This is a genomic window from Paenibacillus sp. FSL H7-0737, assembly GCF_000758545.1.
Classification (GTDB): Bacteria; Bacillota; Bacilli; order Paenibacillales; family Paenibacillaceae; genus Paenibacillus_AQ.
In genome coordinates this window covers 390,491-416,059 of record NZ_CP009279.1, presented here as the reverse complement: position 1 = coordinate 416,059, position 25,569 = coordinate 390,491, and the positions used below count along the sequence as shown (strand labels likewise).

Below are 25,569 nucleotides of genomic sequence, written 5' to 3'. Positions count from 1 at the left end.
TATCAAGCGATAAACTGAGATAAATAGAGATAAATTAACATTTTTGTTCTTTATAGAGCACAAACGAGACTTATTGACAGTTTTCTTTTCATTTTATTCCATGTATTATTCATTACAGAAGTTGTTCTCAATAAAGAACGATAATAACGAACCAAAGAAACTCAAGACATTGAGGGGAGGTATTCCTCTGAGACCCAGATCAGCAAAAAGAAGACCTAAACGAAAGAAACAAATCGGATTACGTGTTCTGCAATCAGGAATGGCTGTCTCCGTCTTGTTTCTGACTACCTCACAGCAAGTGGGTAGTACCTATGGTGGTTTTGGAGCTACTACGCAAACCACTAGCACAATTAGCTTTTGCGAAGTATTTCCAAACTCGATCAAGGGGCTTCTAACAGAACTCAAAGATCATATCGAAAGAGCTACTGCTTTAAAAGGATCGCTGCAAAGCTATACCCCTTCAGGCAGTCTCTCAGACGTTTCGGGAATAGAAGGCATGACGCTGGATGAGCTTGATGTCGCAGCGCAAGAGATTTCCACACAAATCTCCGCGCTTCAATCTCAAATCGATGGCGTGAATGAGCAACTGGCCACCAACAGCCAAATTTGGAACGAAATCAATGGTGAGCTGAATGCAGCAGCAGCCGTCCTATTCCAGATTGGAGGATATATGACCTCTCTAGATTCAAACTGTCTAGAAATCAAGGATGAACAATTCTTCAGAGAGCTGCAAAGCAGCCTGAATCAAAGCGGTGTAATCTCTGAATCCCTGAATGCTTCCTTAAAGGGAGTCATCCAATATCTAAACTCCATACACGACATCGGGCTTCCATTTGCTTCGGTAGTGACCAGTGATGTATATGGACAACCCGAGTTACGCAACGAGGCGTTTCAGCAGCCGTTACCTTTCCTGATTCCTTTTAGTCAGCCGGCCGGCAATATCTCTAGCGAACTAACCTCCACTTATGAAAATCTCAATACTGAAATGAATGATCTTAAAGAATCGGCTACTTCAGGAATCAGCAATCTTCAGAGTCAGCTCCAATTGATCAGTCAAACCCGTGAACAACAGTTGGAAGCGCTTGAGAAAGCCCGACTAGAGGCGCTGGAACAAACGAAGAAAGAAGAAGAACGTTTGGCACTGGAGAAAAAAGAAAAGCAAGAAGCTGAGGACAAAGCGAAAGCTGAAGCTGAGGAGAAAGCAAAAACGGAAGTGACTCCACCGAAAGGTGAAGCTACTCCAGAGAATATAAATAATGAACAGCCTGAAGCCCCAGCCACTAACCCGGTCGTTCCGGAAATTGGTGAAGAGCTAACGATTCCAAAAGATGTACCACAGCAAGCGGTTCCTCAGGAGGCGCCAAAAGCGGAAGATACAACCACTTCCCCACCGGTAGCAACACCAGCCCCTTCGGACCCTCAACAAGTTAAAGGTGGCGAATAATATGCGGATTAAAAAAATGATCAACAATACATTATCGAGCATCATGCTTGTGATATTCATTCTGCTGGTGGTAGCCGTAGTTTTATCAAAGGCCTCCGGCGGTGAACCTGCCTTCTTCGGATACCAGATCAAATCGGTACTCTCAGGTTCGATGGAACCAGGGATTCAAACCGGATCGATTGTCGCTTTAAAACCCGGAGGAGATATGAATCGCTTCAAAAAAGGCGATGTGATCACCTTTAGAAATGAAGAAAACCTGCTCATTACTCACCGTGTTGTAGAAGCAACAATGAACAACGCTACTGGTGAATCCATGTATCGCACGAAAGGCGATAACAATGATGCGCCTGATATGAACCCTACCAGTTCCACGAATGTTGTAGCTGAGTATACCGGGGTCACCGTACCTTACGTAGGTTACGCTATGAATTTCGCAGTTTCCAAAGCTGGAAGTGTCATGCTCATGATCGTACCAGGCTTGATGCTCCTGCTCTATGCTCTGTATTCGTCATGGAAGGCTGTAGCTGCACTCGAAAAGAAAAATGCTGCTATACTGCCCGCCTCTCCACCCCCAACTGAAATACAGTAATTCGTTGATTGTCCGCTTCCGCTTACGAACCGGAAGTTACAATATATAACTTTTATAAAAAAAACCACAAAAACCGAGGAGGAATTTTAATTATGGGTATCAAAAAAACATTGGGTCTTGGCGTAGCATCAGCAGCACTGGGTTTATCATTGATTGGTGGAGGAACCTTCGCTTACTTTAGTGACACTGCACAAAGCACTGCTACATTTGCTGCAGGTACACTCGATTTGAACTCCGACCCTTCAGTTATCGTAAATATTCCAAACCTAAAACCAGGTGATACTGTAACCAAATCCTTCAAATTGAAAAACGATGGTTCGCTCGATATCGGATCTATTATTCTGAACACTTCCACTCAAATTACGGATGCTAAAGGTGACAACTACCTGGATTTAGCCCAATTCATTAAGGTCAAATTCCTTAGAAATAACGATAAAGGAACCGTAGTTTCTCCAGAAGATGTAGTCTATCAAACTACGCTTGCTGATTTAAAATCTCAACATCCGGATCTCGTAAAAAATACTGGTTGGGATCAACTCTTCACCGAAGCATCTGGTATTAAAGCCGGCACCAATGACAGCTTCTCCGTCCAATTCGAATTTGTGGAAAATAACCAAGATCAAAATATTTTCCAAGGCGATAGCATAACCCTGACATGGGATTTCGTAGCTAAACAAGGTGCTAAAAAAGATTACTAAGATTAATAGAATAATTTAATATAATACTCGAAGAGCAGCAGATCCTGATTCCGGAAAGCGGATAAGTAGATGCTGCTCTTCTCTTTACAATAAACTTTGTCGAATTTAATGATATTTGCTATACTAATAACAAAAATTACGGAGGGGCGTCAGCATAGTGTCACAAAATATGGGCCAACGTATCCAGCATCTCCGCCTAGAAAAGGGATTGTCCCTATCTGAGCTTGCGGACAGAGCGGATGTTGCTAAGTCGTATCTTAGCAATGTGGAGAGAAACATCCAATCCAATCCTTCAATCCAGTTTATCGAAAAGATCGCCGATGCGCTTCAGGTATCCATCCACGCTTTGCTCTATGGAGAACCTAATGATGCTGAGGAGTCACCTTTAGATTCGGAATGGTTCCGATTGGTGCAGGAAGCTATGGCCTCAGGCATAAGCAAACGCGAATTCAAGGAGTTTCTGGACTACCAGAAATGGCGCCTTGATCAGAAGGATTAATATTCCACCTGACCTGATAAGATCCTCTTCTACTCATACTATTAAACATAAGCGCCTTCGCCCTCCTAACATGGACCGCGAAGGCGTTTTATATTCTAGTAAAATATAAGGACTATTTATCTTATATACTTTCTTATATACCGAAAAAGGGCCCAGCGAGTTATCGCTGGGCCCTTTTTCAAAATATAACGCACTAAATGTATTACTGCACGGCTTGCACAGTCTTCTCATGAAAGAATCGACGAATTTCATCTGCCTTTATGCCAGCCTTCTTAGCTGCTAATAATAAATGTACCCACTCAACGTCTAGATCAATGACCTGCTGTTCTCTGTTGCTTCCCTGGTTGGACTTGTCCAAAAAATCTCCTCCTAAGATTTTACGTCCCCAGGCAATCCGGCTGTCATAGTATTTCTACCTTAGACCCGCGACTTTGTGCCCCTGTCTTTCGGCAGGTTTACCTTTTACTGGACCCTTTACACGAAAGGATCTACTTTGAAATATATGAAAATCGCTAACTGCAATAACATTATACTATACTAAAGTGGAAAAGTGTGTCGATTTCTGATTAGTTTTTCCATTAAAAAACAAAAAATAGAAGCGCTTTTGTGCGATATCTTGTCCTATTAACACGATACTCGTCCCATTCATAAAATTAATTAAGCCAATATAATGATACTTCCTTCCCTATTAGTTAAAAATAAGGATATTAGAATCATTTTAGTGGGCCTTAGGAATGGGTAATGAGAAGAAACAGCGTTCTTTTCATTAGAACAAGCTAACCCATACCATTTTGCGAACGTATTGGACGAAAGAATGAATTGATTACACGTGTGGAAAGTAGCACAATAAGATGAGAAATGAAACCGCAATCATCACAGCTCCAGTAAGCGTTGACACAAAATGTCACGTATGGAGTTCATCCGTTAAGGAGGATGTATTCATGGCAGCCAAAGAGCCCTATAACGAATCCATTTGGAGTAAGTATTACGGACCCAATTTAGGCTACATTCAAGAAAGATATGAACAGTTTGTGAAAGATCCTTCCACCGTAGAGAATAATTATCGCGAGCTTTTTACAAATTCGGGTCCCCCACCCCTAACACCGGATAGCGAACCGGCTCCACAGCCTCGCATTTCGGGAGACACCGAATGGCTTAGAAAGGCAGTAAGAGCTTCCAAGCTAATCGCTAATATTCGTATATATGGCCATATGGCCGCTGATATTGATCCGCTTGAGCGCGATCACAATCCCATGGCTAAATATCTTGAACTCGAAACCTATGAGCTGACTCGTGAGGATCTGCTCGCACTACCTGCCACGCTCATTTGGGAGAATGCGCCGAATGATGTGCATACCGGATGGGATGCAGTTCAGCGTATGCGTCAGGCTTACACCAAGACAATCGCCTATGAATTCGGGCATGTGCATGAAGAACAAGAACTGAAATGGTTGAACAGACAGGCAGAATCCACAAGCTCACCAGCGCCTTTAAATAATGCAGAACGTAAAGAGCTGCTAAACCGCCTGATCCAAGTAGAGCAATTTGAAACCTTCCTTCACAAAACCTTTGTGGGTCAGAAGCGTTTCAGCTTGGAAGGCAATGACGCACTCGTACCGATGCTGGATGAAATCGTACGCGCTGCTGCGCATGACGGCGCAGAGCATATTCTGATGGGCATGGCGCATCGTGGTCGCCTCAACGTTCTTGCACATATTTTGGGCAAACCTTATGACATTATATTTTCAGAGTTTCATCATTCTCCGAACAAGGAGCTTTTCCCTTCCGAAGGCTCTACAGGCATTAACTATGGCTGGACGGGTGATGTGAAATACCATCTGGGTGCAGATCGCGCTGTCCGTGAAGGAGAAACCGTACGCACAAGAATAACACTAGCGAATAACCCAAGTCACTTGGAATTCGTCAATCCTGTCGTGGAAGGCTTCACTCGTGCTGCTCAAGAAGATCGGAGCACAGCCGGATTGCCGAAGATTGATACCAGTAAAGCTATGGCGGTACTGATGCATGGCGATGCTGCTTTTCCAGGTGAAGGGATTGTTGCAGAAACACTTAATATTGGCAAACTTCAAGGTTATCAGAATGGCGGGACGATCCATATCATTGTTAATAATCGGATCGGCTTTACGACAGAAAGTGAAGACTCCCGTTCAACGCATTATGCGAGTGACATCGCCAAAGGATATGAAATTCCAATTATCCATGTCAATGCTGATGATCCTGAGGCCTGTATATCAGCCGTTCGTTTAGCTAGTGCATATCGCAATCAATTCAAAAAGGATTTCGTTATTGATCTCATCGGCTATCGTCGTCATGGACATAACGAAATGGATGATCCTGAAACTACACAACCTATCGTGTACGGTAAGGTACGCAATCATCCAACCGTTTACAAGGTGTATGCGGAGCGGCTACAGCGTGAAAAAATTCTTACAGCTGAAGATGTACAAAAGATGCACGTTGAAACAGAAGGCGTATTGCAACGTGCGTACGATAGTATGAAGGAAGGCAATCACAAGAAAAAAGAACCAAAAGCCTTCATTCCTCTTCATACAGATCGCTCAGCGGCAGGCACTACAGCCGTACCGATCTCCAGTCTGCAAGAGATTAATCGTGAGCTACTGAGCGTACCTGATGGATTCCAAGTCTATCCGAAACTGGAGCGAATTCTGCAGCGTCGCAAGGACGCGCTGAATGAGGGTGAAAAGGTCGACTGGGCACTCGCTGAGTCCCTCGCCTTCGCAACCATCCTGAAGGATGGAACGCCAATTCGACTTAGCGGTCAGGATGCACAGCGCGGCACCTTCGCACACCGCCATCTGGTGCTGCACGACAGCAAGACAGGAGAATTATTCTCTCCGCTTCATCAGCTAAGTAATTCTCGCGCTTCCTTTGGCGTATATAACAGTCCGCTATCTGAAGCTTCTGTGCTAGGCTTTGAGTATGGTTATAATGTGTTCGCACCAGAAACCTTCGTCATCTGGGAAGCACAATATGGCGACTTCGCCAATGCAGGTCAGGTTATATTTGATCAGTTCATTGCCGCTGGACGTGCGAAATGGACGCAGCGCAGCAATCTCGTCGTCATGTTACCGCATGGCTACGAGGGACAGGGACCCGAGCATTCCAGTGGTAGATTGGAACGCTTCCTACAGTTATCCGCGGAAGAGAACTGGACCGTTGCTAACTTGACCACTGCTTCTCAATATTTCCATGTCTTGCGACGCCAAGCTGCTTTATGTGGACAGGAAGACGCTAAACCACTGGTGATTATGACACCGAAGAGTCTCATTCGTAATCCGCGCAGCACATCTGCCGGAACTGAGCTCGCCTCCGGACAATTCCAGCCTGTGTTAGCAGAGCCCCTGCTAGGCCAGAAGCCAGGTGAGGTCAAGCGTCTAGTAGTCTGCAGCGGTAAAGTAGCTATCGACATCCAAACAGAGCTAGAAGCTGCTTCAGACAAAGATTGGTCATGGCTACATGTACTGCGCCTTGAGCAACTCTATCCGTTCCCAGAACATGAACTGAGTGCTCACTTAAGCTCCTTCACATCCCTTCAGGAAATTGTCTGGGTGCAAGAAGAGCCGAAGAATATGGGCGGGTGGAGTTATACCGAACCACGGTTACGGGCCATCGCACCGCAAAACACTAGCGTGAGATATATCGGACGTCCTGAACGTTCCAGCCCTGCGAGTGGTTATGCAGATGTTCATAGCTTTGAACAGCGTAGAATTGTTTCAGAGGCCCTAAAAGCAAATTCACAAGTACAAACAGCTGTACCGTCCTCTTAAGAGGACGGTATCACAATAGCGTAAACCATTATGTTTGGGGAGGTAACGGCCTGTGTCAGAAATCTTAGTACCCGATCTGGGAGAATCTATATCCGAAGGAACCATCTACAAATGGCTGGTTAAAGAAGGCGACACGGTAGGTCAAGGTGATGTGCTTGCTGAGTTAGAGACGGATAAAGTCAATTTAGAAATTAGTGCGGAGGTGGAGGGTGTCATCTCCTCCATCCTACGTCAAGCGGGCGAGAACGTAGCCGTTGGCGAAGCCATCGGCATCATTGGAGCCGCTAGCGGCAGTACGCCGCAGGCCGCTGAGAGCAAAGCGCCTGAAGCGGCACCGGCAAGCGGCAGCGCAGCAGCCGCACCTGTAGCAGCGCCCGAAGTCGCTGTAGCGGGTGGCGAAAGCCCCGCTGCACTGGCATCGCCGGGCGCACGCAAGCTGGCACGGGAGCGCGGCATCGACCTCGGCGATGTTAGCGCCCGTGATCCTATCGGCCGGATTGGTCAGGCCGATGTGTCGGGTCATGGTGCAGCAGCGCCACAGGCCGCTGCACCGGTAGCTCCGGCGGCACAAGCCAAGCCGGAGCCAGCGAAGCCGGCAGCGAGCAAAGCCGCGCCGGAGGATGGCAAGAACGTGGAGCGCAAGCGCATGTCGCGCAGACGGCTCACGATTGCCAGCCGCTTGGTAGAAGCGCAGCAGACCGCGGCCATGCTGACCACCTTCAACGAGGTGGACATGACAGCGATCCTCGACATCCGCAAGCGTCGCAAGGATGCTTTTAAAGAGAAGCATGAAGTAGGACTAGGCTTCATGTCCTTCTTCACCAAAGCCGTGATCGGTGCGCTGAAGACCTACCCTCTGCTGAACGCAGAGATTGACGGTGAAGATCTGATCGTTAAGAAATTCTACGATATCGGTATTGCCGTTGCAGCTAAGGAAGGTCTGGTGGTTCCGGTTGTCCGTGACGCAGATCGCCTCAGCTTCCCGGAAATCGAACGTCAGATTGGCGAACTCGCTTCCAAGGCACGCGCTAATACACTTAGTCTCTCCGAGCTTCAAGGCGGTACGTTCACTATCACCAACGGCGGTGTATTCGGTTCCCTATTATCTACCCCGATTCTGAATACCCCTCAAGTAGGTATTCTAGGGATGCATAAGATTCAATTGCGTCCAATTGCGCTGGACGAAGAAAGAACCGTTAACCGTCCAATGATGTATATCGCCCTTTCCTACGATCACCGGATCGTTGACGGCTCTGAAGCGGTTAGCTTCCTCGTCAAAGTGAAGGAATTGCTGGAAGATCCAGAAGCCCTGCTGCTGGAAGGCTAACCCTGATCGATCTTTCGACTTAAGAATATAAAGAAGGTATCCCTAAAGCTTCGCATTAGGGATACCTTCTTTTATATCTGAATCAACTTTTGAGATGAAGTATTTCATAAGTACAAGGTGAATCATGAATCCCTAGGTTAGAAAGTCCGGCGTTGTCGGGGATGCTTCCTACCTTGCATATGATCTAACTGTATTTTATACACTTATTTATTTCTGATCTCCCATATCCTCTTCCTTAATTGCATTCTCTACAACTAAAATCCGTAAAAACGTTTATTTCCACTAATCTAACCAGTAATAGCTGTATTAAATACAACTACAGGGCTTATATAAAGGTATTAGTTAACTTTAATTGTATATAGTACAACTAACTTAGCGCATGCAACTACAAGACTATAAGAATCTACTTCAACAGCTCCCCAGCCAACTGTAAAAATTGCTCCTTACTCAAAATCTTATCTCCGTAGCTGCTGAGTGTATAATACGCATCCTGCTTCTCGTTATACCAATTCAGATAATCGTAGCTGACCTCTTCCTTCACTACTTTGTTATAGATCACTTCTGTGCCAGCCACTATAATCTTATCCGCTTGATTCTCCGGTTCTTGCTCCACAAACATTTTGCCACCATGCATGATCGTGGCAGAGATACCTATAAAAGCATTATTCTTCGAATAAATTGCACTGATCCAGCCTGGTTCCGACCAAGGTATAGCCTTCATAAATAAATTACTACTTTCCTTATCTTTGTTTGCTTGGGCAGTAAGATCTTGTAACGTCTCCTGATATAGAGAACTGTTCTTCTCCGCATCCGTAGTCGGATGATTAGGGTTTATAACCCCATATTCAAAAGCATACCCTGCTGCCAATGCAGGAAGCATCGGCGCCCCTGTCCGTTTGATTTCCTTCAAGAAATCAGAATATGCGCCTATCCGCTGCTCTTTATACTTAAAAGACAATTCTGCTACGCCTGCATTATTGTTCACAAGATAGGCGATCAATTCTCCCGGTTTAGCGAAAGCATCTACTTTCTGTGCATACTTATCATAGGAAGCTACTCCTGCAGATTCATTCGGCGCAACATGCTGAACCTTTACTACGCCTTCACTATTGCGGATCTGTATATATTCCGATGCAGCATACGCTGTCACTGAGATCATCAGGAACAAAGCTAACATACTGGCAACTGCCGTTGTTTTATTCATCGTCTTCAGCGAGAGCGAGAACGATCGCTTTCGATCTGATATGCCACGGATATGTCCCATAACCTTCTCTTCTACATCGATCTCACCCAGAAGTTCATTCCCGGCTGAGGCATAAATTATATTTTGGTATTCATCGCTGATTGTGGTTCGTTCCATCTGATCTCCTCCTCCAATTTCATAGCTTCCTGCACCTTCCGCTTGATCCGGTTCATTCTCTTCGTCAGTGCATTGGGACTGACCCCAAGAATTTCGCTTATCTCCGCATAAGTTTTTTCCTCGAACACCCGCAGAATAAGCATATTCCTCTCTTCCAGCGACAACTGTGCTAAAGCGGCTGACAATGAGGGATTAAACAACCGATCATCCAGCTCTTGTTCAGGACTTGCAGACATAAAATCAGGCTTGAAGATACTCATGACTCGCTTTTGCAAACGCCGTCTGCGCAGCAGGTTTAAGCAATGATGATACGCGATTCGATAGAGCCATGCCGAGAAATGCATCTGCGGCTTGTATTGATGGATAGATTGATAGCCTTTTACCAAAATATCCTGAACTGCGTCCTCCGCATCCTGCTTGTTTTCTAACAAACGATAGCAATAGCGGTAGATTGGCGTTTGGAAAGCTCTAACGATAAAAGCATACCGTTCGATATTCCCCTTTTGAATACTAATGATTAACTCTTCCAGCTCCTTTGGGTCTAGCGAATCCTGTGGCGATGTAAGCACCTCCTTAACCTTTATATCTTCTATAACACTTGGGCAGCGAAAAAAGTGCCTGCTCAAAGTTTTTTAGCGTTGCGATACAAAAAAGAAAAGGCATCTGATAATGATCAGATGCCTTTTCAGTATATCTATGAAATGCTACGATTTCAGCTACAACTTTTTCATCGCGATGCTCGCATAGGGTAATAACCTCCTATATTTTTCCTGGTACGTGTAAGTAATACAATATATATAACATCGAATATGGTACAGAAAATACCACATACAAGAACCAAGGGATTATAGTTTATAACTCCCATTAAAATTGTAGGAGCAAGAGTACCAATCCATTTTGCGTATGCTAGCAGTAATGACTGTCCTTCCATACTACCTCGTTTAACGAACATCCCGATAAACATAATGGACATCAAAAGATTTTGTAAAAATGCGGAATACTGAGCTCCCATTACGAATCCAAATTGTTCTATGAACACCAACTGTAACGCAAAGCAACACACTAAAACTAATAGCAGCCATGGTGCAAATAACTTTTTGCTTAGTGCTTGTGGCCATTCTTTCTTTCCATACTTGTAAAAGGTAACGAGAATAATAATATCTAGAAAAGCCCATGATGCATTAACGTATGCTTGAATCCCGGGATTAGGGCCATGTGCCTCTAAAAATAGATCCGAGTATCCATAAATGGCTTCCCATGAAAAGTTAAGCCCTAAGGCAAAAAGTGGCATAGCATATGATTTATGCTTAAAGCCAAGTCGTATACATTCTTCGTATACGATAATCCATCCTATCCCACTTAATAACGTTAAGAATAATTCCATCAGAATTCCTTCCTCCTTTATCTAATTAGCATTGACAGGTGTCAACGTTAATTTATAATAGAGATAGCCTTTACACCTGTCAATGTTATTCGAATAAGTTAGACATAAAGGAGAATTTGTCAATGTATACAAGAAACAATCCGATTGCCTTACAGTCCCAAAAAATGATTACGGACGCGCTCCTCTTACTCATGGAGAATAAAGAATTTTCCAAAATAAATATTAAAGAACTATGCGATAAGGCACTTGTTTCAAGACAAACCTTTTATTCATTGTTTAAATCGAAGGAACAGGTTATTGAATTATATTTTGACAAGCTGTTTGCTGACTATGTACAACCATTCGAAGAAACAAAAGAAAGCACTGTCAGCGAAGTATGTAATTCAGCTATTTCCTATCTTATTAGTAAAAAGAATTTTATTAGTTTACTTGTAAGAAATAATCTGAACTATATTATGATCCATAAATTTGAGCAGTATCTGATTCAATTTGGAAACATCATAAATGCACCACAGCGCGAAGATCAAGAATATGCTATGGCCTTTATATCAGGTGCACTAGTTGAAGTGATTGCTCGCTATATCAAAAATAACGCCTCTGACAGTCCTACAGAAATTTCAATGCTAGTGGAGCAAATTATTACAGGAAGATACTTCAGATAATCTTATTAGTCAGCTCAAAAAATGCACCCCTTAGAATGACATTAGATTTACCCGGAGGCTGTTCCAATGTCTATTCTAAGAGGTGCACTTGATAAGGTTAAGCCGTCCGTTCTGTAGCTTTGAGCCGAAGCGCTTTCTTCTCTTTTGCTTTCTCCACCGGCGGTTTTAGCGAAATCGCGATGATGCAGGCCAGAAGACACAAGAGACCAAAGATCACGAAGGTAGGTTTAAACCCGCCCAGGAAGACGGCGATGAACGAACCGGAAAGGGCTCCAATACCGAAACCTTGATATACGATTCCATAGTTCTTACTGTGATTCTTAAGACCAAAGAAGTCACTGACAATTGCCGGGAACACTGTAATGTTACCCCCGAAGCAGAATGCAATGGCAGCTACACAAGTGAAGAACAGTCCGAAATTCAGCGTCGCATAGCTAAGGGTCAACATAGCGGCTGCCGTTACTGCAAGCGAAGCGCCTACCAGCTTCAAACGGCTCATTTTGTCAGACAAGGCACCCAAGATCAAACGTCCTGCTGTATTAAAAATTGCGATCATCGCTACCGCATTAGCTGCCGTCTGTACATCAAGTCCAGCCAGCTGCACACCGATGTCTTTTACAATACCGATCAAATACAGACCACACATACAAGCGGTAAAGAAAATAATGAACAACAGATAAGCTTCTTTCGTGCGTAGCATTTCTTTTACCGTGTAGTCTTTTGGTTTAGCGATAGTCGATGTTGCTGCTGCACCCAATGATGCCGCTTGTACTGGAGCTTCTCTGACGAGTAAGGAACCGATTACAATCATCACCATAACAATCATGCCCCAATACATAAACGTATTAGACACACCCACCGAGTCGATCAAACTACCATTGATATATTTAAAAATCAAGCTCCCCGTTCCGTAAGCACCCACGGACACACCGGAGATTAAGCCTTTATTATTCGGAAACCATTTAATTAAGTTAGATAATGAAGTGATATAAGCTGTTCCGTCTGCAAAACCAACGATTACACCAGCCAATACATAGAACATTAGAAGCGAATTCGCCTGAGAGCTAAGAATCAATCCTAGACCAAGCACAATCCCTGCGGCGGCAGTTAACCGGCGAAGACCAAAACGATCCTGCAATTTCCCTGCGAACAAAGTCGCAAAAGCGAGTGCAAAGCTCGTGATCGAAAACGTAATCGAAACAGAATTAAGCTCCCAGCCGAATTTTGTTACCAGATGTGCATTGAACAAGCTCCATGTATAAATGGTACCTAGACCCATCTGCATAATTACTGTTCCTAATACGATAAGCCACCGTTTGGCGTTTTTGTTGTCCATCGTCGAAGTCATGGTCTATTCCTTCTTTCCCTCTCGTGATCTGCTACAAGAGCTTCTATTGCCTCTTTATTGTAGCTAAACCAGCGGTTGTTGAGAGAAATCTGGCATGAGATGACGAAAATGAAGAATGAACTGCATTTATAGGCGCATGATCTGCCTGAATTCCTTTACCTTGCTTCGACTTACCGGCACCTCAAACTCCAAATCATGCAGGCGCAGCAAGTATGTATTGTTGAACCAAGGGATGATTTCCTTGATTTTGGACAGGTTAACTATATAGGAACGATGGCAGCGAAAAAAACGATCCTCCGGCAGTCGATTATAAAAATCGCTGATGCTTAGCGCCATACTATATTCCTCACCTTTAGTTATTACACTCGTACTTTTCTCTTGTGCGGAGGCGTAATAAATATCATCAGCATTCACTACGATAATCTTCTCATTTTTCCACAGATTCACCTTATCACTTACTGGATTACGTTCCTCTTCCCCCTGTCTTCCGCGAGCAGCGAACGCCCCCTCTAGCTTGTGCAGCATAGCCTTAATGCGAACCTCGCTGTAGGGTTTAAGAATATAGTCAAACGCTTCAATCTCAAACGCCTCGGCGGCATGTTCCTTATACGCAGTAATAAACACTATATAAGGTTTTACCGAGAATCTGCTAATATTCTGAGCCAGCAGTACTCCGTCGATCGAGGGAATGTTAATGTCCAGAAAAATCACATCTACCGTCTCAACCTGTAAAAATTTTAGTGCATCCAGCCCATCTTCAAATTGTGCGGCAATGTCGATTCCGCTGTGAGTCTCTATTAAATAAGCCAGTTCCTGTCTCGCTAGCTCTTCATCCTCCACGATAATTGCTCTCATAGGCCCTCCTTTTTGACATCAAAATAAATGTTCGTCCCTTTATCGAGCCTCTGAATCGTAAGACCAGTTCCATAGATGAGCTTGACCCGTTGATGTACATTGAACAGACCGATCTTATTCTCCGGCATATCGCCAGCATAGACCTTCTCTATGGTTTCTTCGCTGATGCCAGCTCCGGTATCCCGAATGCCAACTCGCACATTATCGCCTTGATCTTTTACAGAAATCGTTACGGTTCCCGTCCCTCGTACCTTCAGTATGCCATGTATGATCGCATTCTCTACAAGCGGCTGAATGATTAGACTCGGAATCCGAACCTGAACCTCATCAATATCATAGAGGACATTAAGCCGGCTTCCGAAGCGCGCTTTTTCAATCTCTACGTATTGTTGAACCTGTTGCAGCTCGCGCTTAATATCAATGAATTCATCCGTCAGCTCCAGATTGTATCTCATATAACCGGACAGATTCACGATCAGCTCGCGCGCCTTATCCGGGTTAATCCGAATCGAGGACGCAATCGCGTTCAGCGCATTGAACAGAAAGTGTGGGTTAATGCTTGTCTGCAGCGCCTTTAGCTCCGCTTTGTTCGCCATTTCTTTAATGCCCTCAACCCGCGATACTTCCATTAGCGTAGAGATCATTTGCGACAAACCTACAGCCATAGCTTGTAGAGAATAAGTGATCTTGTGGGCTCTGGTGTAATAGATTTTGAGCGCTCCCGTCACTTCGCCTTTTTCCTTCAATGGAATAATAATCAGCGATTTAATCTCCGGATTCACATAATCGCTATCGTCGTTACGGATCGTAATTTCACCACTGGACAACGTCACCTTAGTTTCTTCACTTATAATTTCATTGGTCGTAGTATAATCCTCTTCTCCCACACCAACGTAAGCGAGAATGAGTCTTGTATCCGAAATAGCTACAGCGTCTGCACCGATATCTTCTTTGATAATTTGGCAGATGGTACGAAGCGACTCGGGATTAATATTGCGAAAATAAGGCAAGGTCTTATTGGCAATATCCAGTGCCAGCTTGGACTGCTTCGCCGCAATCCGTTCCTTTTCACCTTCCACACTCTGCACTAGCATGACAATCAGACCGACACTAATCTGGCTCATAATCATCGGAAAAGCAATTTTGGACACGATATCCACACCCAGTGACGACGGTTCGGCCATCACTAGAATAAGCAGCATCGTCAGGGCTTCACAGGCCATCCCGGCCAAAATACCGGCCATCCAGCGACGTTCACCAGAAGTGCGGCGGTATATTACCCCTGACACAATCCCTGCGGTAATACTCGTAATCAGACAAGGAAGAGAGGTTACCCCTCCGATATCAATTAAAAAACGGTGAACCCCTGAGATGATGCCTGTTATGAGTCCTACCCATGGCCCGAACAAAATCCCACCAGACACGATGGCGATAATTCGCACATTCACAAGCGAGCCTTCCACATTAATGCCACTATAGGTACCGAAGATGGCAAATAAACTGAATATCGTCGTCGCTATGGCAAGCTCCTGCGGGGCGTATGTTCCTTTTTGAAAAATCTCTTTAAACCGCGGCAGACGAGTCAGCACGAACAGACACATCAGCAGTAGTGCAGCTCTTTCGAATAATTGCAGTAAAATCGTAAACGTATATTGCACGGTCTCCGCCTCCAAAGGACTAGATGTCGACTTATTATAAAGATAGTTCATGCCTCTGTCCATTCAGCCTATCCTTTAATACCTCTATTGAAACTCTTGTTGTATGATATGAACAGAATAAAAGCATACATATACGGAGGTGGGCGGTTTGCAAAAATTAGAACACGAGGCAGATATCATACAGCTTGTACAAAATGATCCCTGGATGATGGATATATTAGAAAATGCTAGATCGCTGCAGTTACCTGACTGGTGGGTTTGCGCTGGCTTTGTGCGTGCAAAAATTTGGGACACCCTTCATGGCTTCGAAGAACGGACACCTTTGCCAGATGTTGATGTTATTTATTATGACGACAGCAATCTTCAAGAGGAAGTGGAGAAGGATTGGGAGGCGAAGCTAAGAGATTTAAACCCCAATGTTCCCTGGTCTGTTAAAAATGAAGCAAGAATGCATACCGTCAATCAACTTCCACCTTATACATCAGCTGTTGATGCGATATCCAAGTTTCCGGAAACCGCCACAGCACTTGGACTCTCCTTAGATCCAACAGGTAAAATCATCCTAGTCGCTCCACACGGAATTTCCGATGTTATTCATGTAGTATTACGACCTACCCCACATTTTACTGAAAACCCAAGCTTACTCCCTATTTATGAACAACGCGTTATTAAAAAGAACTGGCAGGCGACGTGGAAACAGTTGCAGATCAGCACTACCTAAAATAACAAAAAGCAAGCCCCCAATATAGCAGGGCTTGCTTTTCTGGTTTTTTTACACCGCCAAATCGATACCTACTACACCAACGACATCTCCCTGACGATTCTTAATCGCTCTGGATAATGTAACACAAGAACGCTTCGTAATCGCTGATACATATGGCTTCGAGACATATTGACCTTCATTTATGGCCCCATTCCACCAATCACGTCGCTTGGCATTCAAGAGGCCAGCCGCTGGCTCGGAATAGATAAAGGTCCCATCCGTCCGATTGGACCAAATGGCTTGTACATCCGGAATTTTTTTAATGTAAGAGGTCAAAACACCTTGATGAACTTCAGTATCCGGGTCGTACAGTTCTTCCTTAGCTGAAATTGTCTCCAAGAGACTCTGCATTTCTTGAAGCCGGGCTGCATATTGGCTCATCTCGATTTCTTCTCGGGCTGCTATGCTGGTAACCGATTGCTGCAACGATTGCGACTCCGCTAACAGATTAGCGCTGACTTCGTTCAGCTGCCCGATCTGGCTCCGCTGCCGTGTCACTTGTTCCAGCGTAAGATCGACATTGGCAATCGTCTCATTCACGATAGCCACTGCCCCACTCAGCTCCGTCGTCACTTCAACAATCAGCTTGCTCTGCTTCGCGGCAGCATCGATGGTTTCTGTTACGGCGCTGCCTACCTCATCGACTCTCGACGCGATATCATCGAGTCGAAGCTTCACAGTGCCGACCTCGTTCACCCCACGTTCCACTGAAGCTTGCTCTTTCGTCACGGATTCCAGCACCTGCTGTACTCCGTTATTAATGTCGAGCAAGATGCCAGAGGAACGGTCTACCGAGCTCTTGCTTTGATCAGCCAGCTGCCGAATCCGGCTGGCCACCACCGCAAATCCACGGCCCTGTTCCCCCGCCCGGGCCGCTTCTATGGAAGCATTAAGCGCTAGCAGTGAGGTCTCATCCACAATTCCGTTAATAAGCGTATTGATCTCTTCTACCATCGCAATATGATTACTCAAGATAGTAAACTTAGCTAACATGTCCCCGCTCTGCATCTGTAAATCCTTCATCACAGCATCTGCGATGCTCAAGGAATCAACCATAGTTGTCATTCCTTGACGAGCATATTTCATATTTGACCCCAGTCTCTCCGTCAACTCTTCGATATGTGCGGTAACGGATGCTACTCCGCCCATTGTCTGATAAGCACCTTCAATATTAGCTTTAGCTTCGTTACTGCGAATCCGCAAATCCATCTCGTATTCATGTGAATAATCTGCTGTCTGCTGCAGCTCTTCTGTATGACGACTGATTTCTTCGAGTGCACCATGCAGTCGGTCCGAAGTAACTACAATCTCATTGCCAAGCAGCTCCACTTTACTATTAGCTTCTTTCAGCAGCATTTCTTTACGATAACCGTAGCGGGACAAATTTAGCAGGACCCAGCCTAGAGAAGCCATAAGCAGGATGATTACCAGCTTATGAATCCAGAACATGTCTATCAACAAACTGTAAACACTGACAAGGAGCAACAGGACGACTACAAAAATCTGGCTAGGGCGAATCTGCATCATTATTCCCACTCCACTCGATTGATGTTATGTATTCTAACATTATATCAGCAGAGTTAATTAAAGGAAATACTTTCTATACTATTCCTTTTCGATCAGTCTTTTCACACGCAAATCCATATCCCTGGAGGACCTACACCAACGTTACCGTAATATACGAATATATTTGTAGATAATTGGTCGAGAGGGAATCCGTAATTATTGTCGAATATATAAGCAAATTGCCACTGGAAAAGAGGAACACATTATGCATACTACATCTCAAACTCCTCGTCAGACCCATTGGAATCGCGTGCTGCTTAATGCATTCTGGATCATCCTGATTGTGGATTTAAGTATTCATATGTTTGTTTCTCAATGCCTATGGGGCCAACATTCGGATACCCTAACCATGGGAGAGTTTATTACTCAGTCGCTGATTCCTGATTCCATCATATTGACTTTGATCATTATTCTGGAATTTATCTATAGATGGAAACCCTTATGGTCCGAGCTAGCTATTACAGTAGCGAGCCATTTATTTGCGCTTCTGATTATCATCAATCTCAATGATGAACTGTATGTAATGTCATTAATTATGCTGCTGCCGCTGCTTGTATCCATGATCTATATGAAGTCTAGTTATATGATAGCCTCTTCTGCTGTTTGTCTACTGTACACGATCATTTTATTCATCAAGGCATCTAATCATGGATATGTCCCCATCACCCAAACTATCATTATTCTTCTTATTTTTGCTGCTACTGCTTTAGCAGGCTTTGCAGTCATCGGTCGTGGGCGTGATTTGATGCGATCGCTGGAGAACTCCGTAAAGTCAGAACAGGAATTACGCATTCAGAATATAATCATGGATCGGCTATCCAAGATCGATCCTCTGACGGACCTTTATAATCATAAGACGTTTCATGAATACTTAGGATGGCTGATCGATCATCAGCAGAGTAATCCATTTCCCATGCAGCTAGCCGTTATGGACATCGACAACTTCAAAAAAGTAAATGATTCCTATGGGCATTCCGTTGGAGATATCGTATTACAAAAGGTTGCAGCGATCCTCCTCGAGCATGTCGGTCCTGATGATTTCGCGGCTCGCTTTGGCGGGGAAGAATTTGTCGTCATCCTGACTTCTAAAACCCTTGATCATTCTCATGAGATTATGAAGCATATTCTAACGTCCATCTCCGATACCCCTTTTGCGGAAATGAACGGCAAAAGCGTAACCGTCAGTATCGGTATGCACGATTTTATAGGTACAGATTCCAAAAATTCTACATTTCAGAAAGCAGACGATGCACTTTACGAGGCTAAGAATACCGGGAAGAACAAAATCGTAATCGGCTAAAGACCGAACACAAGCAAAAACGCCTTCGACGCCCCTAATGGACGGTAAGCGTTTATGCGAGAAATATAAGGATAATATATAGCGTGAGACTTATAAATTCTTATATTTGAACAAATAAGCCCACGGATCTTTTCACGGGCTTGTTTGTGTTCATCTGCTTGAATCTGACTGCTAAATCCCATAGCGCCTCTGTGTTTCCAAAAGCTCTACGACTGCCTGCTTTGGCACAGGTCTGCTAATCAGGTAGCCTTGAACCTTGTCGCAGCCTAATTGCTTGAGCAAATCCATTTGAATAACCTCTTCTACACCCTCTGCTACAACTTTCAGTCCCATATTATGCCCCAACTGTATAATGGACTGCACAAAAGACTGGCTGTTAGCTTTTTCTGAGAGTGAATCAATAAAGGTTTTATCCATCTTGAGCGTTGAAATCGGCAATTGCTGCAAATAGCTAAGTGATGAGTAACCCGTTCCGAAATCATCCAAGGCGATGCTAATGCCCTTAGATTTAAGAAACTGCAGCTTACCCAGGATACTCTCAAATGATTTCATAAAAATAGACTCCGTGATTTCCAGCTCAAGACAGCTTGGATTTAGGCCACTTACAGCCAGACTATCCTGTACCATCTCAATAAAATCGTTCTGGAATAGCTGAATAATCGAAATGTTGACCGATATTTTATAAGGAACACCTGTACGATCTTGAATACCTTTCATAAAGATGCAAGATTCACGAAGCACCCATTCACCAATATCGATGATCAGTCTGGAATCCTCAGCAATTTTTATAAACGAAAGTGGAGATACAGAACCAAGCGATGGGCTGTTCCAACGAATTAATGCTTCAAAGCCTGAGATGAATCCGGATTCGATATCCATCTGGGGCTGATAGTTCAGTTCAAATTCATTATTGTTCATTGCACTGCGCAAATGTTTCTCTATATTCATTCGTTCATTAAACGCTGTATGCATCGATTTGTTATAGACTACATAAGTTCCCTTGCCATCCTCTTTAGCACGGTACATCGCCACATCCGCATTACTCAAAATTTGCTCGGCCGTCTCTCCATCCTCTGGATAAAAGGAAATCCCGATGCTTAGCGAGACGTATAGATTACTCTCTCCTATTAAAAAGGACTGCCTGAACGCTCTCATTATACGCTCTGCCAGATTCAATACAGCCTCACGGTCCTCTGTATCCTTAATAAAAATAACAAATTCATCTCCACCTAGCCGTGAGAGCATATCTCCTTCCCGCATCAGTGACTGCAATCTCTCACTTGCCTTCCGGATGAGTACATCCCCGGATTTATGACCTAAGGTATCGTTGATGTATTTGAAATTATCTGAATCTAAAAACAGTAGTGCAAATTTCCCTCCCGGATGCTTTAGATACTTCTCCATGGTCTCCAGCAGACATAAACGGTTAGGTAAGTTACTAAGCGCATCCACATAAGCCAGACGATGCATATGTTTCTGATTGTCTAGAAGCATATTATATTGTACCAGAAGCTCCTGTTGAGTGGTCGTGAGCTGCTCATAGGTCGCCCCAAGTTCTTGGTAGCTGTTGCTCAAATTAAGCTCCGCTTGCTTCCGCTCGCTGATATCAATCAAGGAGCCCATAAATAATAGAACTTCATCCTTTGGATTAACGGTAGCCTTACCCCTAACTTCAAACCACACGATTTGATTGTCTTTGGTAATCATGCGGAACTCCGTTTCGAAAATAGGTGTAACACCCTCCAGGTGATCATGTTTAAGCTTACGGGTTGAAGCTATGTCATCGGGATGAACAATACTAAAAGCTCCCTCTTCAAACGAGTTGATTTCATCCTTCGTGTAACCTATGAGGTCATACCATCGGTCTGATAAATGAAATCGTCTCGCCTCCAAATCCAACTCCCACATATATGCACCAGAACCTTCTGTGGTGAGCCGGAAACGTCGTTCACTGATTTGAAGCCTATTAAATTGTTCCTGTAGATCGACCTCTGTCGCTGAGAGCTCTTCGTATGTAGCTTCCAATTCCTTATAACTTAGCTGTAGCCTCAGCTCATTTTGTTTACGATTATCGATATCCACACCTACAAGTACAAAGATATCGGCTGCTTGCTTATCAAGTCCTTTTAATAAGGCTGTCCGGAATGAGAAATATCGCGCTTCAGATGACTGGTCTGGGAGCTTAATTTCTACGTTGTTAACATATTCATTCCGTATTGCCCGCATCAAAAGATCACGGATTGCAGCCGTACTACCTTTTAGACCATCGATATCCTCAATATTTACTCCCAGCACCTCTTTTTCGCTTAAACCCGTCATCCGCTCAGCAAACTTGTTAAACCGCACTACCTTTTTATCTGCCTGCACCGCCCAAACTACCATACCACTATGCTCTATAACATCCTCAAAAAATTGATGCTCTGAATAAACAGCACGCCGTAAACGATTAATATTCATTTTAAGCAGGACTCCACCCAGCATAAGAAGACAGAATAGAAGGATTGCTCCGTAAACCCATCTTTTGTGGATCATGCCTTTATAATAATCAGAATGAACGAAGAAATAGTTCTGGTACAATTCTTCAAAAGCACCCGAATGCTGTAATTCCACCAATCTCTCGTTAACATAAGAAACTAACTCCGGTGTAGACCTATTGATTGCAAAAGCCACATCCCTTGGATAAAGATCATTCATTTTCTTAATAATACTGTCCGTCTTCCCCTGTTCAACGAGCAGATAATCGACCACCTCCTGATTCTCAAATAGAAGGTCAATCTCCCCTTTTTCTAAAGCCTCCAAGGCTTCAGGAATCGTAGCAAATTCTACGTAATCATTAATTCCCAGTTTCCCGTTCAGTACTGTTTCAGAATACTGCCCGTTTCCTAGACCTATCTTATAACCTCCAAGCTTATTTAAATCGATCTCACCCTTAAGCCCTCGCCTTGCGTAGATTGAAATATAGCTTTTGAAAACAGGTTCCGAAAATAACAACTCTTGTTTTCGTCCTTCCGTTACTGCCATTAGACCCGCTGTTTCGATATCTCCCTGAACGAGCCGATTATATACATCAGGCCACCTCCCTGTACTGTAGTGGACATCGTAATCCTGCTTCTCAAAGATCATATTACTCAATTCAATATCAAAACCAGTCATGTACCCATCTTTTATATATTTATAAGGTGGATATTCCAGCTCTACTTGATATTCGATCTCCTTTCTTTCGGCGTGAATGGCAGTAGGAGGTAAGAGCATAAATAGAATGCTAATCAGAAGCAACAGTCTGCACTGCTTCATCGCTCATCCCCCCTTTTTACTGAATTTACAGTAATATCCTAAATGTTATTCGACAAAATATGGCAATACCCCTGCTTTTTCTTTCCTCGTCACATAATATACGCAAATCCCAGCAATGAACCCTTCCCTTTGTAAATTATATAAAATTACGGATGCTACATTTTTATATTGCTTTTTAGATGGAAAATGTGGATAATAGCAATAATGATACAAGTTGATAATGATTATCATTATTAAATAAGTTATTGATTTCACTTTACAATATTTAAGTTAAAAGGAGACTGATCACCCATGAACGTTACCTCTACCCGAACAACACTACAGGTTGACGATTATCTGGATCTGCTCAATCTTGCCGTTAAAGTTGGAGATTTAAAATGGCAAAAAGAAATTAAATCCAGATTGCAATACATTCTTTGTCTGCCGACAAGATAATCTTTCTGAATATTCGCCGCATTCCTTTAGGGAATGCGGCTTTTTTTGCTTGTATGATTGGCAGCCATGTAAGAATAGGAGTATCCCCGCGTCACGTGAGGGTTAATGATATAGTATAATTATCAGCATAATATATTGAATACAAAGTCCTTCAGATTGGAGCGTGTCAGCTTGAAAAAGTATTTAGCTTTATTCTTATTGATCAGCGTGTTATGGATACCCGTTGCATACGCCGCCGAAATCCCTGCTCAACAGGGATTAGTAACCGATAAAGCTGGAATGTTTAGTTCCGCAGAAGCGACGTCCATTTCTGCTGCTGCCACTGGAGATCTCGTTACTATGCATGTACTCACCGTAGATTCCTTAAACGGTACTCCGGCCGATAGATACGCCGAGGATACTTACGCCTCATGGGGACTGTCCACTCGCGATATTCTCTTGCTGATCTCTGCTGGCGATCAGTCCATTGAACTTAATTTTAACAATCCTGGCTTTCAAACCTCGTTAAATGCCTGGTCCCAAAATCAGGGAGGGAAATCAGGAAGTGCTGCCATTACAGCGCTGCTTGATACTTATTTCATCCCTTATGCCAGAGAAGGAGACTTCGCTGGAGGGACAAAGGCTTTAATTAAAGCGGTCCATTCCATCGGGGAGAGTACCGGAAATGCTGGAGGAAGTGCAGGAAGCGGTAGCGCAGTTGGCAGTACGAATAGCGGTTCAGGGAACGGAACCTCCGGTAAACCTGGGAATTCGGTCAGTACAGGAAGCAGCTCCAGTAGCTCCATGTTTATGATTGCCGCCATTCTAATTGGAATCGTACTGATACTACTTGTGCTATTTATAGTGATCACAGGTCTACGTCGACGCAAACAGCTAAACGCACAACAAGAGCAGTTATCCGATTTGCTAGTACGGGCGAATCGAGCATTGGAGTCATTAAAGCCATTTCAAGGGATCGTTCAGGGAAAAACCGAGGTACTTGTAGAAGGCATTTCAAAACGACTCTCTGCAAAGCTCGTTGAAATCTCTTCACTGCAAAATGATGGGCAAGGTGTACAGCCACCCTTTTATCATTTGACTGCCCTTAAGGCAGCCGTGGAACAATTACAGCAGACAGAGGACTCCTTCCGCGCAGCGCTTGAGGAGGAAGAGAAGAACATTGCTGTCATCAGTGAAGCTGATCGCAATGTTAAACAGCGAATTACAGAGCTGAAAGAGGATGCACCAGAGCTTGAAGAGCAGCTACAAGGTGCGGTTAAAGAAACCGGCTATGCACTTCAAGAAATTGTAGAAGAGCTCAAGGAGCTTGCCGAGGAGACCTCAAAGGCAGATCAATTGGAGCTTTTTGACCCTATCGCCGCACAAGAAATTACCGAGGATGCACAAGATCGCCAAGAAAAGATTGAACAAGACCTGAAGGATGTCGATCTCTACGATGATAAGCTAAACCAGTTCCCTACGGTATTAGCTGCAGCCCGTACCAAAATCACAAACATCATCGAGCAGAATTCACTTCACAACATGAAGGTAAAACCATTTGACCGTCTGGAGCAGGCCCGCACAGAATCGCTGACGCTTGAAGCGCCGCTGCGTGTTGGAGATATGGATGAGGTGCGCAAGATTGGCGCCACTCTTGACCTTCTCCTGGATGAGGCTGTTGCTATGACAGAACAACAAGCACTCCTTCGGCAGAACAACCGCAGAGATTTAGAGACATTTCGCACCGAATGGAGCCAATTAAAACAGCGGCGAGACGGACTGCAAAGCCGGATTACCGAAGCACGTATGTATTTTGAAGAACAACATGTATCAACTGTGGAGAACATCCTTACAGAGTGGAGCACACGCCTTCGGGAAGGTGCTAGTGAAGTAGCGCAGATTGAGAATTGGACCAGTGATGAGCGCGGCGAATATGATAAGGCCCACAATGCGCTAGAACAGTTGCTATCCCTCCTAGATGAAGCTGCAAGGCAGTTCGATGGTGTCTCAGAAAGTCTAAATGCACTTCATGAAAGACTGGATAAGGTCACTCGCCTCTTTTCCGAAGGGCAAAGCCGGGTGGAAACGACCCAACGAATGCTGCATAGCAGAGGGTTATCTTCTAGAATTCACTTCGAGCTATCCTTACTGCCGGAATACAGTGCACTGGATCATCGCCTGGCATCCCGGCCTTATAATCTTGAGGAACTGGAGTCCCTTGGCCGTTCTTATGATTCACAGATCACTTCCTTTGTGAATGAAGCGAACCGACTCGTTCGTCAGAAGGAAGAAGAAGAACGATCAGCTCAATTAGCTATGATGAGAGAACAGCAACGTCGCGCGCAGGCTCGCAAGCGAATGTCCTCTGGCCCACCTTCATCAGGTGGATTCGGTGGAGGACGCTCCTCCGGTGGCTCCTCCTGGGGTGGCGGTGGCAGCGGTGGCAGATCCTCCGGCGGATCTTCTTGGGGCGGCGGAGGGAAGTCCGGCCGAAATTCATCAGGCGGATCCAAGTGGTAGACTATCTCCAAACAAAAGACTCTTCCAGCCTGCTTGGGCGGAAGAGTCTTTTATTATGAATTACTGCTTGCATGACGAA

20 protein-coding genes and 1 riboswitch are annotated in these 25,569 nt (G+C 44.3%); of the genes, 11 read left to right on the top strand and 9 right to left on the bottom strand.

The window, feature by feature from the left end:
- Positions 1-169: 169 nt before the first annotated feature.
- From H70737_RS01855 to H70737_RS01840, 4 genes are all read left to right on the top strand, one after another.
- Positions 170-1,444, top strand: coding sequence for a hypothetical protein (locus H70737_RS01855; protein WP_197071256.1), 1,275 nt, complete (start codon positions 170-172; stop codon positions 1,442-1,444).
- 1 nt (position 1,445) lies between these two features.
- The gene (sipW, locus tag H70737_RS01850) at positions 1,446-2,033 is read left to right on the top strand and encodes a signal peptidase I SipW (protein WP_042184290.1); all 588 of its coding nucleotides are present in this window, start codon (positions 1,446-1,448) and stop codon (positions 2,031-2,033) included.
- 92 nt (positions 2,034-2,125) lie between these two features.
- On the top strand, positions 2,126-2,731 hold the full coding sequence (locus H70737_RS01845) for a TasA family protein (RefSeq protein ID WP_042184288.1): 606 nt from the start codon (positions 2,126-2,128) through the stop codon (positions 2,729-2,731).
- Positions 2,732-2,900: 169 nt separating this feature from the next.
- The gene (locus H70737_RS01840) at positions 2,901-3,230 is read left to right on the top strand and encodes a helix-turn-helix domain-containing protein (RefSeq protein ID WP_042131791.1); all 330 of its coding nucleotides are present in this window, start codon (positions 2,901-2,903) and stop codon (positions 3,228-3,230) included.
- Between the two features lie 202 nt (positions 3,231-3,432).
- On the opposite strand, the gene H70737_RS30560 is transcribed toward H70737_RS01840, so the two are convergent.
- Positions 3,433-3,588 carry an anti-repressor SinI family protein gene (locus H70737_RS30560; RefSeq protein WP_231573373.1) on the bottom strand — a complete coding sequence of 52 codons (156 nt, stop codon included), beginning with the start codon at positions 3,586-3,588 and terminating at the stop codon, positions 3,433-3,435.
- A 27-nt stretch (positions 3,589-3,615) separates the two neighbouring features.
- A riboswitch (cyclic di-GMP riboswitch) is annotated at positions 3,616-3,700 on the bottom strand.
- Positions 3,701-4,171: 471 nt separating this feature from the next.
- Here H70737_RS30560 and H70737_RS01835 point away from each other — a divergent pair.
- On the top strand, positions 4,172-7,039 hold the full coding sequence (locus H70737_RS01835) for a 2-oxoglutarate dehydrogenase E1 component (protein ID WP_042184285.1): 2,868 nt from the start codon (positions 4,172-4,174) through the stop codon (positions 7,037-7,039).
- Between the two features lie 52 nt (positions 7,040-7,091).
- Positions 7,092-8,366 (top strand): 2-oxoglutarate dehydrogenase complex dihydrolipoyllysine-residue succinyltransferase, encoded by a 1,275-nt coding sequence (odhB, locus tag H70737_RS01830; RefSeq protein WP_042184283.1) that lies wholly within the window; start codon positions 7,092-7,094, stop codon positions 8,364-8,366.
- A 403-nt stretch (positions 8,367-8,769) separates the two neighbouring features.
- On the opposite strand, the gene H70737_RS01825 is transcribed toward odhB, so the two are convergent.
- The 3 genes from H70737_RS01825 to H70737_RS01815 form a co-directional block, all read right to left on the bottom strand.
- Positions 8,770-9,726, bottom strand: coding sequence for a hypothetical protein (locus H70737_RS01825; RefSeq protein ID WP_042184281.1), 957 nt, complete (start codon positions 9,724-9,726; stop codon positions 8,770-8,772).
- Positions 9,687-10,295 carry an RNA polymerase sigma factor gene (locus H70737_RS01820; RefSeq protein ID WP_052404127.1) on the bottom strand — a complete coding sequence of 203 codons (609 nt, stop codon included), beginning with the start codon at positions 10,293-10,295 and terminating at the stop codon, positions 9,687-9,689. The genes H70737_RS01825 and H70737_RS01820 overlap by 40 nt, the downstream gene beginning before the upstream one ends.
- Before the next feature lie 158 nt (positions 10,296-10,453).
- Positions 10,454-11,110 (bottom strand): transmembrane-type terpene cyclase, encoded by a 657-nt coding sequence (locus H70737_RS01815; protein WP_042184279.1) that lies wholly within the window; start codon positions 11,108-11,110, stop codon positions 10,454-10,456.
- 122 nt (positions 11,111-11,232) lie between these two features.
- Between H70737_RS01815 and H70737_RS29600 the strand changes: the two genes are divergently transcribed.
- A complete protein-coding gene (locus H70737_RS29600; protein ID WP_052404126.1) occupies positions 11,233-11,772 on the top strand; it encodes a TetR/AcrR family transcriptional regulator in 540 nt (179 codons plus the stop codon).
- Between the two features lie 97 nt (positions 11,773-11,869).
- Here the strand turns inward: H70737_RS29600 and H70737_RS01805 are convergent, their stop codons facing one another.
- The 3 genes from H70737_RS01805 to H70737_RS01795 all read right to left on the bottom strand — a co-directional run bounded on the left by H70737_RS01805 (position 11,870) and on the right by H70737_RS01795 (position 15,576).
- A complete protein-coding gene (locus H70737_RS01805) occupies positions 11,870-13,108 on the bottom strand; it encodes an L-lactate MFS transporter (protein WP_042193175.1) in 1,239 nt (412 codons plus the stop codon).
- 138 nt (positions 13,109-13,246) lie between these two features.
- Positions 13,247-13,975 carry a LytR/AlgR family response regulator transcription factor gene (locus tag H70737_RS01800; protein WP_042184277.1) on the bottom strand — a complete coding sequence of 243 codons (729 nt, stop codon included), beginning with the start codon at positions 13,973-13,975 and terminating at the stop codon, positions 13,247-13,249.
- Positions 13,972-15,576: a sensor histidine kinase gene (locus tag H70737_RS01795; RefSeq protein ID WP_269321837.1), complete on the bottom strand. Its 1,605-nt coding sequence runs from the start codon at positions 15,574-15,576 to the stop codon at positions 13,972-13,974. Before H70737_RS01795 ends, H70737_RS01800 begins: the two co-directional genes overlap by 4 nt.
- 262 nt (positions 15,577-15,838) lie before the next feature.
- Between H70737_RS01795 and H70737_RS01790 the strand changes: the two genes are divergently transcribed.
- A complete protein-coding gene (locus H70737_RS01790; RefSeq protein WP_042193171.1) occupies positions 15,839-16,354 on the top strand; it encodes a nucleotidyltransferase family protein in 516 nt (171 codons plus the stop codon).
- 51 nt (positions 16,355-16,405) lie between these two features.
- Here H70737_RS01790 and H70737_RS01785 read toward each other — a convergent pair whose 3' ends face one another.
- On the bottom strand, positions 16,406-17,923 hold the full coding sequence (locus H70737_RS01785; RefSeq protein WP_052404125.1) for a methyl-accepting chemotaxis protein: 1,518 nt from the start codon (positions 17,921-17,923) through the stop codon (positions 16,406-16,408).
- Between the two features lie 244 nt (positions 17,924-18,167).
- Here H70737_RS01785 and H70737_RS01780 point away from each other — a divergent pair, with 244 nt between their 5' ends.
- Complete coding sequence (locus H70737_RS01780; protein WP_052404124.1) at positions 18,168-19,262, top strand: GGDEF domain-containing protein; 1,095 nt, start codon at positions 18,168-18,170, stop codon at positions 19,260-19,262.
- A gap of 171 nt (positions 19,263-19,433) precedes the next feature.
- Here the strand turns inward: H70737_RS01780 and H70737_RS29595 are convergent, their stop codons facing one another.
- Positions 19,434-22,556: an EAL domain-containing protein gene (locus H70737_RS29595; RefSeq protein WP_052404123.1), complete on the bottom strand. Its 3,123-nt coding sequence runs from the start codon at positions 22,554-22,556 to the stop codon at positions 19,434-19,436.
- Between the two features lie 291 nt (positions 22,557-22,847).
- Here H70737_RS29595 and H70737_RS30935 point away from each other — a divergent pair, with 291 nt between their 5' ends.
- Both H70737_RS30935 and H70737_RS01770 read left to right on the top strand, forming a co-directional pair.
- The gene (locus H70737_RS30935) at positions 22,848-22,991 is read left to right on the top strand and encodes a hypothetical protein (RefSeq protein ID WP_167348483.1); all 144 of its coding nucleotides are present in this window, start codon (positions 22,848-22,850) and stop codon (positions 22,989-22,991) included.
- Between the two features lie 171 nt (positions 22,992-23,162).
- Positions 23,163-25,490, top strand: a complete 2,328-nt coding sequence (locus tag H70737_RS01770; protein ID WP_042184275.1) for a TPM domain-containing protein — start codon at positions 23,163-23,165, stop codon at positions 25,488-25,490.
- The last annotated feature ends 79 nt before the right edge of the window (positions 25,491-25,569 follow it).